This window comes from Limnohabitans rimovensis (SeqCode), from assembly GCF_965234775.1.
GTDB lineage: Bacteria > Pseudomonadota > Gammaproteobacteria > Burkholderiales > Burkholderiaceae_C > Limnohabitans > Limnohabitans rimovensis.
This window is the reverse complement of record NZ_OZ248567.1, coordinates 1-16,302: the sequence shown is the minus strand read 5'-3', so window position 1 is coordinate 16,302 and position 16,302 is coordinate 1. Positions and strand designations below refer to the sequence as shown.

14 protein-coding genes are annotated in these 16,302 nt (G+C 60.6%); 11 read left to right on the top strand and 3 right to left on the bottom strand.

The window, feature by feature from the left end; translation table 11 throughout:
* The 7 genes from AC8GFZ_RS12025 to AC8GFZ_RS11995 all read left to right on the top strand — a co-directional run bounded on the left by AC8GFZ_RS12025 (nucleotide 1) and on the right by AC8GFZ_RS11995 (nucleotide 7,122).
* Nucleotides 1-807: a cobalamin B12-binding domain-containing protein gene (locus tag AC8GFZ_RS12025; protein ID WP_506645137.1), complete on the top strand. Its 807-nt coding sequence runs from the start codon at nucleotides 1-3 to the stop codon at nucleotides 805-807.
* Nucleotides 808-935: 128 nt separating this feature from the next.
* On the top strand, nucleotides 936-2,321 hold the full coding sequence (gene ppsR / locus AC8GFZ_RS12020; protein ID WP_506645136.1) for a transcriptional regulator PpsR: 1,386 nt from the start codon (nucleotides 936-938) through the stop codon (nucleotides 2,319-2,321).
* 245 nt (nucleotides 2,322-2,566) lie between these two features.
* Nucleotides 2,567-3,454: a chlorophyll synthase ChlG gene (gene chlG, locus AC8GFZ_RS12015; RefSeq protein WP_506645135.1), complete on the top strand. Its 888-nt coding sequence runs from the start codon at nucleotides 2,567-2,569 to the stop codon at nucleotides 3,452-3,454.
* A complete protein-coding gene (locus AC8GFZ_RS12010) occupies nucleotides 3,451-4,866 on the top strand; it encodes a BCD family MFS transporter (protein WP_506645134.1) in 1,416 nt (471 codons plus the stop codon). The genes chlG and AC8GFZ_RS12010 overlap by 4 nt, the downstream gene beginning before the upstream one ends.
* A complete protein-coding gene (locus AC8GFZ_RS12005; RefSeq protein WP_506645133.1) occupies nucleotides 4,863-6,059 on the top strand; it encodes a geranylgeranyl diphosphate reductase in 1,197 nt (398 codons plus the stop codon). The genes AC8GFZ_RS12010 and AC8GFZ_RS12005 overlap by 4 nt, the downstream gene beginning before the upstream one ends.
* Nucleotides 6,056-6,670, top strand: a complete 615-nt coding sequence (locus AC8GFZ_RS12000; protein ID WP_506645132.1) for a TspO/MBR family protein — start codon at nucleotides 6,056-6,058, stop codon at nucleotides 6,668-6,670. The genes AC8GFZ_RS12005 and AC8GFZ_RS12000 overlap by 4 nt, the downstream gene beginning before the upstream one ends.
* 146 nt (nucleotides 6,671-6,816) lie before the next feature.
* Entirely contained in the window at nucleotides 6,817-7,122 is a 306-nt protein-coding gene (locus tag AC8GFZ_RS11995) for a high-potential iron-sulfur protein (protein ID WP_506645131.1), read from the top strand.
* 159 nt (nucleotides 7,123-7,281) lie between these two features.
* On the opposite strand, the gene bchO is transcribed toward AC8GFZ_RS11995, so the two are convergent.
* The 3 genes from bchO to bchI are packed head-to-tail and all read right to left on the bottom strand — an operon-like array spanning nucleotide 7,282 to nucleotide 11,196.
* Complete coding sequence (gene bchO / locus AC8GFZ_RS11990; protein ID WP_506645130.1) at nucleotides 7,282-8,184, bottom strand: alpha/beta fold hydrolase BchO; 903 nt, start codon at nucleotides 8,182-8,184, stop codon at nucleotides 7,282-7,284.
* 16 nt (nucleotides 8,185-8,200) lie between these two features.
* Nucleotides 8,201-10,174, bottom strand: coding sequence for a magnesium chelatase subunit D (locus tag AC8GFZ_RS11985; protein WP_506645129.1), 1,974 nt, complete (start codon nucleotides 10,172-10,174; stop codon nucleotides 8,201-8,203).
* A complete protein-coding gene (gene bchI, locus AC8GFZ_RS11980; protein ID WP_506645128.1) occupies nucleotides 10,171-11,196 on the bottom strand; it encodes a magnesium chelatase ATPase subunit I in 1,026 nt (341 codons plus the stop codon). The genes AC8GFZ_RS11985 and bchI overlap by 4 nt, the downstream gene beginning before the upstream one ends.
* Nucleotides 11,197-11,431: 235 nt before the next feature.
* Between bchI and AC8GFZ_RS11975 the strand changes: the two genes are divergently transcribed.
* From AC8GFZ_RS11975 to AC8GFZ_RS11960, 4 genes are all read left to right on the top strand, one after another.
* Entirely contained in the window at nucleotides 11,432-12,562 is a 1,131-nt protein-coding gene (locus AC8GFZ_RS11975; protein ID WP_506645127.1) for a Re/Si-specific NAD(P)(+) transhydrogenase subunit alpha, read from the top strand.
* 2 nt (nucleotides 12,563-12,564) lie between these two features.
* The gene (locus tag AC8GFZ_RS11970; RefSeq protein ID WP_506645126.1) at nucleotides 12,565-12,867 is read left to right on the top strand and encodes an NAD(P) transhydrogenase subunit alpha part 2; all 303 of its coding nucleotides are present in this window, start codon (nucleotides 12,565-12,567) and stop codon (nucleotides 12,865-12,867) included.
* On the top strand, nucleotides 12,864-14,312 hold the full coding sequence (locus AC8GFZ_RS11965; protein WP_506645125.1) for an NAD(P)(+) transhydrogenase (Re/Si-specific) subunit beta: 1,449 nt from the start codon (nucleotides 12,864-12,866) through the stop codon (nucleotides 14,310-14,312). Before AC8GFZ_RS11970 ends, AC8GFZ_RS11965 begins: the two co-directional genes overlap by 4 nt.
* Nucleotides 14,313-15,259: 947 nt before the next feature.
* The gene (locus AC8GFZ_RS11960) at nucleotides 15,260-16,072 is read left to right on the top strand and encodes an FkbM family methyltransferase (RefSeq protein WP_506645124.1); all 813 of its coding nucleotides are present in this window, start codon (nucleotides 15,260-15,262) and stop codon (nucleotides 16,070-16,072) included.
* Nucleotides 16,073-16,302: the final 230 nt, after the last annotated feature.

The following is a 16,302-nucleotide window of genomic DNA, read 5'->3' as shown; positions in this document are numbered from 1 at the left end:
GTGAAAGATGATTCATCGGAGGCCATTGTTCCCACCATCACCGAATGGGTGGTGGACAGGTTGATGCAGGAGCACCAACAATTTGTTCGGGCGCAAGACGAGGCCTTGCGCGGCCACGCCATGCAGTTGGCCCTGGCCAGTTTGGGCGGGCGCCAGCAAACGCGGGCGTGTTTCCAGGCTTGGCTGGCCCAGGGGATGGCCTTGGACACCTTGTATTTGCAAGTGCTGGCCCCAGCAGCCAATTTGGTCGGGCAATGGTGGCAAGATGACAGCGTGGATTTTGCCCACAGCACCCTGGGTTTCAACCATTTGCAAGACCTATTGGTCGAGTTCAGCCCGCAGTTTTTAGCCCAGTCCAGTGGCTACGCGGCTCCAGCGAGCCACCGAGCTTTGATGATGGGCCAGCCCCATGCGCAACATGCCTTGGGGTTGATGATGTTGGCGGAATTTTTCCGCCGCGACGGCTGGAGCGTGACCAGCGCCTCCAAGATGGGCCGTTTTGAGGCCTTGTCCACGGTGGGCAATGAGGCCTTTGACCTGATTGCGGTCTCGGTGAGCACCACTCGGGAGTTTTCCTCACTGAAAAAGCTCATCGCCCAATTGCGCGAGCGCTCACTGAACCCGCGGGTGGTGATCATGGTCGGGGGGCCTGTGTTGGCGCTGATGCCCGATTTGGCCGAGCAGTTGGGTGCTGATTTCTCCAGCACCTCGGCCGACCAGGCTTTGCGCGATGCGGCTCAACAAGTGCGTTTGCGCCAAAAATGCCACGCTCCCCAGCCATTGGCGCAGGGCCATTCACATGGGTAAGCCTTCGCGCACCGGGTTTTTGCCTAAGACGAGCGTTAGACGATGGTACATTTCTTCCGTCAATGCCCAATGGACGCTGAGCACTGACAAGCCAAGCTGACGCCTGTGCCGAACTACTTTTAAGGTTTATGCAAATTCCTCCACTGTCCCCCCTCGCTTTGGCGCAATTGATCGGCGTCAGCGCCGACATTGCCTTGTTGCTGGATGAGGCGGGTGTGGTTCAAGAGGTGTCGTTGTCGCGCAGCGACTGGGCGGCCTTGGACTGTCGGCGTTGGGTGGGGCGGCCTTGGGCGGAAACCATGGCCGAGGACAGCCAACCCAAATGGGCCGAAATGATGGCCGTCAAAGCCGATGATGAGTTGCGTTGGCGCCACATCAACCACCGCTCTCAGGTAGCGGGCGGCACTGACGTGCCATTGCAGTACGTGGCTTTGCCGGTGGCCCAGGCCCGCTTGATCCTGGTGTTGGGCCGCGACATGTCGATCGTGGCCGGATTGCAGCAGCGTTTGATGGATGCTCAGCAATCCATGGAGCGCGACTACATGCGCTTGCGCCACATGGAAGCGCGCTACCGCATTTTGTTTGAAACCTCCAGCGAACCGGTGTTGGTGGCCGATGTGGTCACTCACCGGGTGATGGAGGCCAATCCAGCGGCCCAGGCCTGGGTCAAGGACGCGGGCAAGCGTTTGGTTGGGCGCGAAATCAACGAGTGTTTCGAGAGCCAATACCGCGATTCGGTCCAGGCCTTGCTGCGCATGGCCCAGGCGACGGGCCGGGCAGAAATTGGCCGGGCGCGGTTCATGGGCACCTCACAAGATTGCACGCTGTCGGTGTCGGTGTTTCGGCAAGAAGGCGGCGCGCAGTTTTTGATTCGCTTGCTTTCAGGCGCGGGGGCTTTGGCCGATGCCCAGCCCGATGCGCAAGCTTGGTTCAGCGAGGCCATGGAGCGCTCGCCCATGGGTTTGCTGATCACGGACCGGCATGGAGCGGTGGTGGCGGCCAATGCCGAGCTGGTCTCGCTGGTGGGGGCGACCTCGTTGGTCCAATTGCAAGGCCAGCCGGTCGAGCGCTGGTTGAGCCGTGGCAGCGTCGATTGGGGCGTGCTGCAAACCAATATCCGCCAAACCGGCAGTGTGCGTGGCTTTGCCACCGAGCTGCGGACCATGGCGGGCACCCAGGTGGCGGTGGAGATTTCGGCCCTGACCCTGACCGGACCGCAGGCTTTGTATGGATTTTTTGTCCGCGACGTGGGCCGCCAACGCATGCCTGACGCCCCGATTGAGTCGGGCATGGCCGGCTCGGTGGCCCAATTGGCCCAGCTGGTGGGCCGCATGCCGATGAAAGACATCGTTGGCGAGACCAGCGACATGATCGAGCGCATGTGCATCCAAGCCGCCCTGCAACTGACCCACAACAACCGCGCTTCGGCGGCGGAGATGCTGGGTTTGTCGCGCCAAAGCCTGTATGTGAAGTTGCGTCGCTACGAAATGGCGGGCACCAGCGAGGCCGAGTAAGCCCGTTTCGCAGCAGCGGGTGCGCACAAGGCCCCCAAACCGTGCGGCCCAGCGGCTGAGTACCGTAGCCAGATGCAGGCACAACGCCCCTGGTCGCGCGCGAGCCCACCCCCTTGTGCACCAAAACGGTGTGCTGCTGGTCGCGCGCCAGCCCAAAGGGGCGGCTGGCGAAAGTGTCAGATATTTCAGACAAAATAATCGTAAACCTCAGTTGACAGTTGGGGTGGTCGAGCCAAAAATGCACCATGGCCCGCCCCTCCCTGTCCACCGTCGCTGAGCTGCTCAAGCCCATCACCTGGTTTCCGCCCATGTGGGCCTTCGCCTGCGGTGTGGTGTCTTCGGGCGAGGCGTTCGCCGGCCATTGGGGTTTGATCGTTTGGGGCGTGTTGTTGGCGGGGCCTTTGGTGTGTGCCAGCAGCCAAGCGGTGAATGACTGGTTTGAACGGCATGTGGATGCCATCAATGAGCCGCAGCGGCCCATCCCCTCAGGGCGCATGCCCGGGCGCTGGGGCTTATACATTGCCTGGTTGTGGACGGGCTTGTCGGTGGTTTGGGCCATCCCCTTGGGCACATGGGGCTTTGGGGCTGCGGTCTTGGGTTTGGCCCTGGCCTGGGCCTACAGCGCGCCACCCCTGCGCCTGAAGGAAAACGGCTGGTGGGGCAATGCCGCTTGTGCGCTCAGCTACGAAGGCTTGGCCTGGGTCACCGGCGCGGCCGTGATGTTGGGTGAGCGCGTGCCGCCCACGCCGGTGTTGTGCTTGGCCTTGCTCTACAGCTTGGGGGCCCACGGCATCATGACCTTGAATGACTTCAAAGCGGTCGAGGGCGACCGCCAAATGGGTGTGCGGTCTTTGCCGGTACAGCTGGGCGTGGTTGGTGCCGCCCGGGTGGCATGCTGGGCCATGGTGCTGCCTCAAGCGGTGGTCGTGGGCTTGCTGATGCATTGGGGCCAAGTGGGCCATGCCTTGGCGGTGCTGGGGTTGATCTTGGCGCAACTGCCGCTGATGGGCGTGTTTGTGCGCCAACCGGTGGCCAAGGCCTTGATGCTCAGTGGCTTTGGCGTGCCCTTGTTTGTGGTCGGCATGATGGTCAGCGCATGGGCGGTGCGATGGCTGCCAGGGGGCGGGTCATGAGCGGGCTCCCCTCTTTTGGTTGGTGGCAGGTGCTGCGTTTGGCCTTGGTGCAAGCGTGTTTGGGCTCGGTGGTGGTCATCACCACGTCGACGCTCAATCGCATCATGGTGGTCGAATTGATGATGCCCGCCTTGCTGCCGGGCCTGTTGGTGGGCTTGCACTATGCCGTGCAAATGGTGCGCCCGCGCATGGGTTTTGGGGCCGATCAAGGAAGACGCTGCACCCCCTGGATGGTGGGGGGCATGGCGGTGTTGTCCTTGGGCGGCTGTTTGGCCGCGCAAGCCACCGTGACCATGGGCAGCGATCGGGGGCTGGGCGTGGCCTTGGCGGCGCTGGCATTCGCCCTGATTGGCGTGGGCGTGAGCGCCTGTGGCACTTCGTTGCTGGTGCTGCTGGCCAAGCGCGTGCCCGATGAGCGGCGCGCCCCTGCCGCCACCTTGGTGTGGGTGATGATGATTGTGGGCTTTGCCTTGACCGCTGTGGTGGTGGGCAAGCACTTGGATCCCTACACCCCTGAGCGCATGCTCAACGTGGTGTGCACCGCTGCAGCCTTGGCATGGTTGATCGCTTGTGTTTGCCTATGGGGGTTGGAGGGGCCTGCCCAATGGGCAGCGCAGCATGGTGCGGCGCCGGGCGTTGACACGGCGCTCACCCACCCAACTGCACCAGGGACCGGCGAACCGATGGGCCCAGCCCAGGGTGCGGCGTCGGTGCGCTTTCGCCAGGCTTTGGCCGCTGTTTGGGACGAGCCCGCAGCGCGCAGGTTCACCGTCTTTGTGTTTCTGTCCATGCTGGCGTACAGCTCACAAGACTTGATCTTGGAGCCGTTTGCGGGTGCCGTTTTTGACATGACGCCGGGGCAGACCACCCAGTTGTCGGGCTTGCAACATGGCGGCGTTTTGCTGGGCATGTTGTGTGTCGCGCTGGTCGGCAGCGGCTGGGCGCGTGGGCGCTGGGGCTCGGTGCAAGCGTGGATGGTGGGCGGCTGCTTGGCCTCGGCTTTGGCCATGGTCGGATTGTCGGTGGCGGCAGGGCTGGGCGGATCATGGCCCTTGTTGGCCAATGTGTTTTTGTTGGGGGTGGCGAATGGGGCGTTTTCGATCGCCGCCATCACCACCATGATGCGCTTGGCCGCAGCCGCCAAAGACGGCCGCGAGGGCACGCGCATGGGGTTGTGGGGGGCGGCGCAGGCCATCGCATTTGGGCTGGGCGGTTTGCTCGGCACAGGCGCGAGTGATCTGGCGCGCTGGTGGGTGTCACAGCCCGCGCTCGCCTACAGCTGGGTTTTTGGAATGGAAGCGCTGATGTTTGCTGGATCCGCTTGGTGGGCGGTTCAGGTAGGACGCGGCGAAGCAGTGCAAACGCGTAAAACGCAAACCGCCCCTTGGGCAATGGAAGGACAACAACCATGACACAAATGAGCTATGACGCCGTGGTGATTGGGGGTGGACCAGCCGGGGCCACCGCCGCCGATGATTTGGCCCAAAAGGGGTGGCGCGTGTTGCTGCTCGACCGGCAAGGCCGCATCAAGCCCTGTGGGGGCGCCATTCCCCCGCGCTTGATCAAGGACTTTGACATCCCCGACGAGTTGCTGGTGGCCAAAGCGCGTTCGGCACGCATGATCTCGCCCAGCGACAACAAGGTCGATATACCGATCGAAAACGGCTTTGTCGGCATGGTCGATCGCGACCAGTTTGACGAGTGGCTGCGCGAACGCGCTGCCAGCCACGGTGCGGTGCGCCAGCGCGGCGTGTTTGACAAATTCAGCCGCGACTTGGACGGCGTCATGCGGGTGCACTTCACCGCCAAAGGCCTCAAGGGCGAAGAGCACCAAGCCAGCGTGCGGGCACGCACCGTCATTGGCGCCGATGGTGCGCGGTCCGAGGTGGCGCGCCAGTCCATCGATGGGGCGGAAAAAACCAAATATGTGTTCGCCTATCACGAGATCATCCAGGCGCCGCAGAACGCTCCCGACCACGACCCTTCGCGCTGCGATGTGTATTACCGGGGCAGCTTGTCACCTGACTTTTACGGCTGGGTGTTTCCGCACGGCAACACGGTCAGCGTGGGCACCGGCAGTGCCGACAAAGGCTTTTCGCTGCGCAGCGCCGTGGGCCGCTTGCGCGAGACCGCTGGCTTGGGCGAGGCCGCCACCTTGCGCCGCGAGGGTGCACCCTTGCCCATGAAGCCCTTGCCGCGCTGGGACAACGGGCGCGACGTGGTGCTGGTGGGCGACGCTGCGGGCGTGGTGGCGCCCTCGTCTGGCGAAGGCATTTACTACGCCATGGCCTGCGCGCGCATGGCGGCCGACCATGTGAATGTGTTTTTGCAAGAGGGCAACCCGTCGGTGCTCAAGCAGGTGCGTAAACAGTTCATGCGCGAGCATGGCAAGGTGTTTTGGGTGCTGGGCATCATGCAGTACTTTTGGTACAGCAGCGACAAGCGGCGCGAGAAGTTCGTCAAAATCTGCGAAGATAAAGACGTGCAACAACTCACCTTCGAGTCCTATATGAACAAAGTGCTGGTGCGCAAAAAGCCCATGGCCCATGTGCGCATCTTCTTCAAAGACCTGGCGCACTTGTTTGGCATGGCCAAAACCGGATGACCCCACGCACCTGGCCCAGCCTGTACCTGGCGATTGCCATCAGCTTTGCGGTGGCTGGCCTGGGTGGATCCCTGACCGATTTGGGCCCCTGGTACGAACAACTGAAAAAACCCGACTGGAAGCCGCCCGATGCGGCCTTTGGGGTCATTTGGTCGACCATCTTCACCCTGTGCGCTTTCAGCGCTTGGTGGGCTTGGCATGCCAGCAGCGGCCCGCGCCAACGCGGAACCCTGCTGGCCTTGTTTGCCGCAAACGCCGCACTCAACGTTTTTTGGAGCCTGATTTACTTCCAGTGGCACCAACTCGGTTGGGCCTTGGTGGAGTTGGTTTTTTTGTGGCTGTCGATCGCTGCGCTCATGTGGCACCTGCGCGGCCATGCGCGCGCCTCGGCCTGGCTGCTGCTGCCTTACTTGGTCTGGGTCAGCGCCGCCGGTGTGCTCAACTGGGACACCTGGCGCCTGAACCCGCAAGCCCATGCATGGCAGCCTCAAAGCGTCCCAAGCGCCCCAAGCTCTGTTGACAGCCCGTCCGCGCCCAGCCCCACGCTGCCCGTTCCACCCATGCCCGGCACCCCCGATACCCCGCCTGCACCGAGCGCCGCCCCCCGCTAACCCCCGGCCAGAGCCCGCGCAAAACCCGACACGGGCAAACCCCTAGGCGCTTGAGCGACAATACCGCCCAATGGCGCTGGAGGCCCCCTTGTCAACCCGATGGGTGGCCCCAAGCGTTATCAAGTTTCACAACTCTGGAGAAAACCATGACCAACCGCCGCGAATTCATCGTTCAACTCAGCCTGGGCACCGGTGCCTTGGCCGCCACCCAAGCCATGGCCGCTGGCCCCATGCTGGCCGAAAGCGACGCGCAAGCCACCGCTTTGGGCTACAAAGCCGACGCCACCAAGGTCGATGTCAAAAAATTCCCCAAATTTGCAGCTGGTCAAGCTTGCAAAAACTGCCAGCTGTACCAAGGCAAGCCCACCGATGCCGCTGGCGGTTGCCCTTTGTTTGCTGGCAAACAAGTGGCTGGCCCCGGTTGGTGCAGTGCCTACGCCAAAAAGGCCTGATCAAGACCTGCGCAAGTCCTCAAGGCCTGCAAAACGCTGTCAGCGCCTTGGCGACTCAGCAAAAAAGCCCCTCTGGGGCTTTTTTTTCGACCGGCCCTGCCCCTGGCTTGCCCCAGCTCCAGCGGCAATGGCGTTCAGGCCCCGAATCTGGGCTGGGACTCAAGGTGTGTCGCAGGCCATCCAGGGCAACAGGTGGCGTGCCACTTCGGCTGGGTTTTCTTCATGCGCCAAGTGGCCCAGGCCCGCTGCAGCCACGCTGGTGCTGCCAGGGATGCGCCGCAAAGCCACTTCGGCCATGGACGGCGGAATGGTTTGGTCGGCCTGACCAATGTGCAGGTGCACTGGGGCCGGCAGATCGGGCAGGCGTTTGGCCAAGGGCTCCAGGTTCCAAGCGGCCATCATGGCCAGCACCCCGCGCACATGGCGGGCGTTGCGCAACAACACACCGTAGTGCGCTGCCGCCTCGGGGCTCAAGCGTGAGCCGGTGCTGTCGAGCAAGCGCTGCAACACCCCGTCGCGGCCGCCTTGCTGGGCCATCAACCAGCCCGACAAGGGGTTGAGGGCCATCAATTTGGCGCTGGGCGAAAACAGCACCCCAGCCCAGCCGGGCAAGGGCAACCAAGCCGGGTTCAGACCCACCAGCACCGCTCGCTCATGCGCCAAGGGCAGGCGCTCTTGCAGCAGCATTTGGGCCGCCACCGCAGCGCCGGCTGAATGGCCCACCAAGCCGTGCAAGGGCAGGCCCAAGGTTTGAACCAAGGCGGCCACGCCAGCGGCCATGCCCGGCAGCGACATGCCGGGCCCCGACGCTTGTTCGGTGAAGGCATGGCCCGGCAGGTCGGGGCAGATCAAGGTGTGGTGCGGCATCAGCCAGGGGGCCAGGGCGTGCCAAGTGTGGGTCGAGGCGCCGGTGCCATGCAGCATCAGCAGGGCAGGGCCTTGGCCCATCACTTGCACATGCCAGCGCAGGCCGCCGGCTTGGACAAAGCGGCTGTGGGCGCTGTGGGGCCACTGGGCTTGCAGGGCCTGCCAATCCAGTGCGGGGTACAGGCGGTCCAGCATCGCGGCGGGGTGTGCCTCAGGCGGTGGCCGGGGCCACCAAAGATTGCATGACAGCGGCCATGCGTTGGGCTTGGGCATGCGGCATGGGCAAGTAGCGTGCGCCCATGGCCTGGGCCAATTGCTGGGCTTTGGCGTCGGGTTGGGTGGAGGTGTCCAGCCACACCGCCGCGCAAGACAAACTGCGCCAGGCTTGGGCCCAGGCCAGGGCGTCGGCCATCGCCGATTCGCGCCCGCCCATGCCTTGCAAGTTCACATTGGCGCGGCCATCGCACAGCACCACCAGCAAGGGCGTGACGCCCAAACGCATTTGGGCTTGGGCTTGTTCTTGACAAAGCTTCAAGGCCGTGGCCAAGGGCGTGCCACCACCACCGGGCAGACCGCCCAGGGCCCGTTTGGCCCGCACCAGCGAGCGGGTGGGCGGCAGCAACACCTCGGCTTTTTGCCCCCGAAAGGCAACCACGCAAACCTGGTCGCGCCGGGCGTAGGACTGCTGCAACATCAACTCGACAGCGCCTTTGGCTTCGGCCAAGCGCGCCAATGCCGCCGAGCCCGAGGCGTCGACCGCAAAGATCAGGCAGCTGGATTGTTTTTGTTGAAAGCGGTGGATGTGAAAGTCTTCGCTGCGCACCGCAATGCGCCCACCGCCGGGCGGGGGCGGGCGCAGTTTTTGACGCGGCGCGGCGGCGCGCAAGGTGGCCAACACATGCAAGCGCGCACCTTGGCCGGGGGTGCCCGGGCGCGGCGCCAGCGGCCTGCCGCGTTGGCGTGAGCGTTGTGCCGCGCCGCTGCCGCCGGCGCTGCGCGCACCTTTGGGTGCGCTGGCGCCCAGCACCATGCGATCGAGCAGGTTGGGTGGGATGCTGGCCAAGGCCGCGGCCAACACCAGTTCTTGCAGCTCTTGGGCGCTGGGTGGAGCGGGCGTGTCCTCGGGGGCGTCGTCGCTGTGGTCCTCGGGTGGCGGCTCAGGGGGCGGCACATCGTCCGGTGGCGGGGCGTCGGCTTCACTCGGCGGCGGTGGCTCGGCCTCGGCCTGTGGATCTGGCGGAGGCGCCGGCAATTGGGTGGCACGCGGGGCCAAGACCATGCGTGCGGCCCAGGCCACGTCTTCATCGGTCGGCTCGGCATGGCCATGCCAAGCGGCCGAGGCGCAGGCCAGCCGGCAAGCCGCCAGTGAGGCGCGCAAAGAACCCACGCCCAGTGCCAAAGCGGTGTGGCACAAGGCCTGGGTGTGGTCCTCGCTCAGGTGGATGTGGGCCAGGCGCTCACGGGCCCGTTGCAAGTCCCTGGGCACGGCGTGGGCAACCGACGCGCCGGTTGGCTGCCGATCGCTGGGCTTGGCTTTGCCTGCTGCTGAGGCTGCAGTTGCAGTTGCAGTTGAGTTGTCGTTGTCGTTGTCGTTGTCGTTGTCGTTGTCGTCGGCCCAAGGCGAAGTGCCCAGGGCGCGATGGCCCACATCAGCCCATGACACATCGCGCAGGTCCAGCCACAGCGACAAACGGTCGCACAAGGCGCTGGGCAACGGGGGGTCGTCATCGAGCGACTCATCCAGCGCCACCACGCCAAAGGCGCAGGCCTGGGCGGCTTGGTTGCCCACGTGCAGGGCGTGCACCTCGCCGCGGTCTTGCGCTTGGACCAGGCGCGCCAAGGTGTCGGCGCGCATGCGCTCGGCCATGGGCAGCACCACCCAATGGCCGTGGGCGCGTTGCAGCAAGCCGGATTGGGCCACGGTGCTGCCACTGCGCAGGCTGGCCGACAGGTCCAAGCCGCCCAGCAGCCGCTCGTCGTCCACATGGGTGGGGATGCGCACACCGGGGCCGCCCAGCGCGGCCATTTCGGCCAGCCAGCGGTCGCGCACCGGGCCGTGCGGCGCGCGCAGCCACACGCCGCCCAGCAGCACCGGGTCGAGGGCAAACGCCCACAGGGCTTTGACCGCGTCGTACCAACGCAGAGCCCTCGGCGGGGCCGCTGGCGCCGCCTGAGCTGGGTTCATGCCCCGAGCACCTCGGCCAAGGCCTTTTGCACCCGGGCACCCGAGCCGGTGTCGTCCAAGGGGTTGCGCCGCAGGCGATGGCGCAGGGCCAAGGGGGCCACGGCGCGCAGGTGTTCGGGCTTGACGGTGGTTTGCTTGTTCAAGGCCGCATAGGCGCGGCTGGCGCGCAACAGGGTCAATTCGGCGCGCAAGCCGTCGGTGCCCAGTTGTTGGCACAGTTGGGCGCACAAGCGCAGCATGGCGTCGCTGACTTTGCTGCGTCCCAGCAGTTCGCGGGCGCGCAAGATGCGCTCGCGCAGCGCGGCATTGGCGGCTTCCCATTGGTCGCGAAAGGCTTGCGGGTCGCGCTCAAAGGCATCGCGCCGTTTGACCACCAGCACCCGCAAGTCCAGGTCTTGCGGGGTGCGCACCTCGACCGACAGGCCAAAGCGGTCCAGCAACTGCGGGCGCAATTCGCCCTCTTCGGGGTTGCCGCTGCCGACCAACACAAAGCGCGCGGGGTGCCGCACGCTCAGGCCTTCGCGTTCGACCAGGTTTTCTCCAGATGCGGCCACATCGATGAGCAAATCCACCAAATGGTCTTCGAGCAGGTTGACCTCGTCGATGTACAAAAAGCCCCGGTGCGCCTGAGCCAGCAGTCCCGGCGAAAACGATTTGATGCCCTGCGACAAGGCCTTCTCCAAATCGAGCGCACCGACCACCCGGTCTTCGGTCGCGCCCAGGGGCAGGTCGACCACCGGCACTGGGCGGGTGATGGCTTTGATTTTTTTGCCCCCTTTGAGGCTGGCGCAGGCTTCGCAGCGGGCCGACTTGTCTTTGGGGTCGCAACCGTAAGCGCAGCCCTCGACCACTTGGATGGGGGGCAGCAAATCGGCCAAAGCGCGCACGGCGGTGGACTTGCCGGTGCCGCGGTCGCCCAGGGCCAACACGCCGCCCACACTCGGGTCGACAGCGACGATTTGGATCGCCAAGGTCATCTCTTCTTGACCGACGATGGCTGAAAAAGGAAAGGGAAGGGCCATGGTGGTTGCGCCGCTGGGGCAAACAGTGGGGGTCGACACCGGCCATGACAGCCTTGCAAGATGTCAACCCAAGTGGACAGTTTAATGGCTGATGGCCCCCACGTCAGCCCTGAAAACCCCCAATGCCGCGCCCGCGTCAGCCCGGCCCTTTGGTCAGGGCAAACTCGGGTAAGCTTATGCACCCTTATTTCATGTCTGGGGCTCGCGTTTATGGGCCCGTCCAAAGGAGATCTTCATGCTGATTGGCGTGCCTGCAGAAACCCTGCCAGGCGAAACCCGCGTGGCTGTGACGCCAGAGACGGTGAAAAAACTCAAGGCCGCTGGTCACACCCTGCGCATCCAATCGGGTGCCGGCGTGGCCGCCAGTGCCACCGACGATGCCTTGGCTGCCGCTGGCGCCGAAATCACCGATGCCGCCCAAGCTTGGGCCTGCCCCTTGGTGCTCAAAGTGCGCCCGCCCAGCCCCGCGGAATTGGCGCTGGCCCAGACGGGTGCCACCTTGGTCGGCATGCTGAATCCGTTTGATGCCGAAGGCTTGCAGCGCCTGGCCGCCGCGGGCCTGACCAGCTTTGCGCTGGAAGCCGCACCGCGCACCACCCGTGCGCAAAGCATGGACGTGCTGTCCTCGCAAGCCAACATCGCAGGCTACAAGGCGGTGATGGAAGCGTCCAACCAATACCAGCGTTTTTTCCCCATGCTGATGACGGCAGCCGGTACGGTCAAGGCCGCTCGTGTGGTCATTTTGGGCGTGGGCGTGGCCGGTTTGCAAGCCATTGCCACCGCCAAGCGTTTGGGCGCGGTGATCGAAGCCTCTGACGTGCGGCCCAGTGTGAAAGAACAGGTCGAGTCGCTCGGTGCCAAGTTCATTGACGTGCCCTATGAGACCGCCGAAGAAAAAGAAGCCGCCGAAGGCGTGGGCGGCTATGCCCGTCCCATGCCGCAGAGCTGGCTGGACCGGCAAAAAGCCGAGGTGGCCAAGCGTGTCGCATTGGCCGATGTGGTCATCTCTACCGCCTTGATCCCTGGCCGCGCGGCGCCGGTGTTGATCACTGAAGAGATGGTCAAGAGCATGAAGCCCGGATCGGTCATCGTTGACTTGGCCGCGGGCAAAGGCGCCAATGGCGTGGGCGGCAACTGCCCGCTCACCGAGACCGACCAAACTGTGGTCAAACACGGCGTGACCCTGGTGGGCGACACCAATTTGCCCGCGCGCGTGGCCGCAGACGCCTCCGCTTTGTACGCGCGCAATGTGCTGGACTTTTTAAAGCTCGTTGTGAACAAAGAGGGTGCATTGCACATCGACATGGAAGACGACATCGTGGCCGCGTGTTTGATGACACAAGGCGGCGAGGTCAAAAGGAAATAAGCATGGACCACACCGTCACCAACCTCATTATTTTTGTGCTGGCCATTTATGTGGGTTACCACGTGGTCTGGAACGTCACCCCCGCTTTGCACACGCCGCTGATGGCGGTGACCAACGCGGTCTCGGCCATCATCATCGTCGGCGCCATGTTGGCCGCAGCCCTCACTGTCACCCCCTTGGGCAAAACCATGGGCGTCCTGGCTGTGGCGCTCGCTGCGGTGAATGTGTTTGGTGGCTTTTTGGTCACGCGGCGGATGCTGGAGATGTTCAAGAAAAAAGCCCCCAAAGCAGGAGCTGACAAATGAGCATGAACCTCGTCGTCCTTTTGTATTTGGTGGCCAGCATCTGTTTCATTCAGGCGCTCAAAGGGCTGTCACACCCCACCACCTCGATTCGCGGTAACTTGTTTGGCATGAGCGGCATGGCGATTGCCGTGGTCACCACTGCGGCATTGATTTTTGAGCAAGCCAAACTGTTTGGACAGGTTGACCCTGTACAAGGCTTGGGCTGGGTGCTGCTCGGCTTGGTCATTGGCGGCGGCGCGGGTGCCATCATGGCGCAGCGCGTCGAGATGACCAAGATGCCTGAACTCGTGGCCTTCATGCACAGCATGATCGGCTTGGCGGCGGTGTTCATCGCCATTGCCGCAGTGGTCGAACCCGCTGCCTTTGGCATCGTGGCGCAAGGCATGGGCACGCTGGACATTCCCAATGGCAACCGCTTGGAGTTGTTCTTGGGTGCGGCCATCGGCGCCATCACCTTCAGTGGTTCGGTCATTGCCTTTGGCAAGCTGTCGGGCAAATACAAATTCCGTTTGTTCCAAGGCGCGCCGGTGGTGTTTGCCGGCCAGCACATGCTGAATTTGGTGATGGGTGTGGCCACGGTCGCTCTGGGCGTGTACTTCATGTTCACCGGCAACTGGGACGCCTTCCTCATCATGCTGGCGCTGTCCTTTGTGCTGGGTGTGCTCATCATCATCCCCATCGGCGGCGCGGACATGCCGGTGGTGGTGTCCATGCTCAACAGCTACTCGGGCTGGGCGGCGGCAGGCATTGGGTTTAGCTTGAACAACAGCATGTTGATCATTGCCGGTTCGTTGGTCGGGTCATCCGGTGCGATCCTCTCCTACATCATGTGCAAGGCCATGAACCGCTCGTTCTTCAATGTCATCTTGGGTGGCTTTGGCGGTGAGGCGGGCACCGCAGCGACTGGCAGCACCGAGCAGCGCCCTGTGAAAAGCGGCAGCGCGGACGACGCGGCGTTCATTTTGGGCAACGCCGAAACCGTGGTCATCGTGCCCGGCTACGGCTTGGCCGTGGCCCGTGCCCAGCACGCGGTGAAAGAGTTGGCCGAAAAACTCACCCACAAAGGCATCACGGTGAAATATGCCATCCACCCGGTGGCGGGTCGCATGCCCGGCCACATGAACGTGCTGTTGGCCGAGGCCGAAGTGCCTTACGACCAGGTGTTTGAGATGGAAGACATCAACGGCGAGTTTGGTCAAGTGGACGTGGCCATCATTTTGGGCGCCAACGACGTGGTGAATCCTGCGGCCATGATCAAAGGCTCAGCCATTTACGGCATGCCGATTTTGGAGGCCTATAAAGCCAAAACCATCATCGTCAACAAACGCTCCATGGCCGCTGGTTATGCCGGTTTGGACAATGAGTTGTTCTACATGGACAAAACCATGATGGTGTTTGGCGACGCCAAGAAGGTGGTGGAAGACATGGTCAAGGCGGTGGAGTAAGCTATTTAGAACATCGACCCAAGAAGCACCCCTCTACTTTGAGTTGAGTTCTGGGATGCCACCCCTTTCTAATGCGCAGAGTGCCAGATTTGTCGAACCAGATGGAAAATTGGATGTTTTTAAAAATACGCAAGCCGTTAATTGAGAAACTCCCCAATATTTCTGCGACATATCGACATCTTATGTATTTTTAAAAGTTAAATAAGTAGCCAAAATGACACCTTTGGATTTTATTCAATAGCAATAAAGCGATGGAAAACGCCCTATTCGAAACCTTTGAGACTGAAATTGTTAAGATAATTCTTCCAAGGGTTGACGTCGTTGTCAATGTTGGGACAAATATTGAATTTTATGTTTGCCTTGCCCTTAAAAGTAACAAAAATGCAATTGCATTTAGCCGATATACTTGAAATTGAGATGTTTTCTGAGAAACATCAAGGCCAATGAGTGGCAGACTAAATGCGAATCTTTTCCAATGGCACTAGGTAATGAGGTTGGAGTTGTCGAGATCTATGGCGGAGGTACTGATGCTTTGTTATTGAAGGGGTGAACTGGAACACCAGAAACATATTCGAATTTAGTGCCTTGCTCGACGATGAATATAATTTTGGGAGGCAGGTTTGCAGGGGAAATTTTTTTTGTTATTATGGACATCGAGGGGGCAGAAAATTTGGAATTAGATGGTGCATATGAATATTAGGGATGATCTGCATAAGTCCAATTTTTGGACCAACGACATGCGTAAGTGCTTGATTTAAAAATCTGTTTTTGCCAAAAATGAGTTATGCAGAACATCCTTAGGTACTTGTAATTTTATTTTTCACGAAGCCGATCTTTCGTATTTTCATGGCATTTTCCAAGATCGACTTTTTAATGACGTAAACTAAATATATAGATCTGCTTTTTCATTTCACGTATGATGCAATTTATTCAACCTTGGATCATTTATGATTTTATCAATTAAACGTCGAATCAAGGCTTTTTTGCTGAACTGTGGAGTTTACATAAATGCAACCACAAGCAAAGAGCAAGTCACAGAATTCCTGGAGTCTTTAAAACCTGTTGCTACAAACCACGATTTAATAAGAGTAGGGGGATATGCTGACGGTGGCTATCTAATTCCCAATGATATTGAGGGCATCCATACTTGTTTTTCTCCCGGCGTTTGCGAAGCATCAAATTTTGAAAACGATTTAACTAAGAGAGGTGTGAAATGCTTCTTGGCTGACTATTCTGTTGATGCTCCACCAATTAATAATTCGTTATTTGACTTCGAAAAGAAATACCTTGGTTCGAAAAATAACGAAATGTTCATGACGTTAGAGTATTGGGTCCAAACGAAAGCGCCGGAAATAGAAAATTCCATCCTTCAGATGGATATTGAGGGAGCAGAATACTCTGTCATTTTAGATTCGACCTCTCATACCTTGCGTAAATTCAGAATATTAGTTATTGAGTTCCATAACCTAGACTTGATCTTTAGTAAAATGGGATTTGAGTTAATAAACTTGGCATTCGGCAAGTTGCTTAGAGACTTCGAGGTTGTTCATATTCATCCAAACAACTCTAACCCGCCATTTATACGCAACGGACTCTCTGTACCACCGGTTATGGAGTTCACATTTTTGAGGAAAGATAGAGTTATCGAAAAAAGTCAATGTACTCACTTTCCGCATGTGCTCGATAGAGCAAGCGACACCAGAAAGCTTGATTATGATTTGCCAAAATGTTGGTACTCGGCCCGCCCTGACAGTTCATAAGCATTTGAATTTATTGAAGATATCTCATAAATTGCGCCGCCGAATTTGCAAGTATCGCGTTATTGGATGTAGATCTCTTGCAAATTTAGACAAGATATTTAATGAGTCCGCCCTGAACAATTGAATTTCTCAAACTACAACGCCATAGTTTGTCCGCTGAGATGGCGAAATGGCTTGCAGCACCGTCTGCAAATTAAGCCCAAACTTGGCACAAAGAAGCCGCAGCTTCC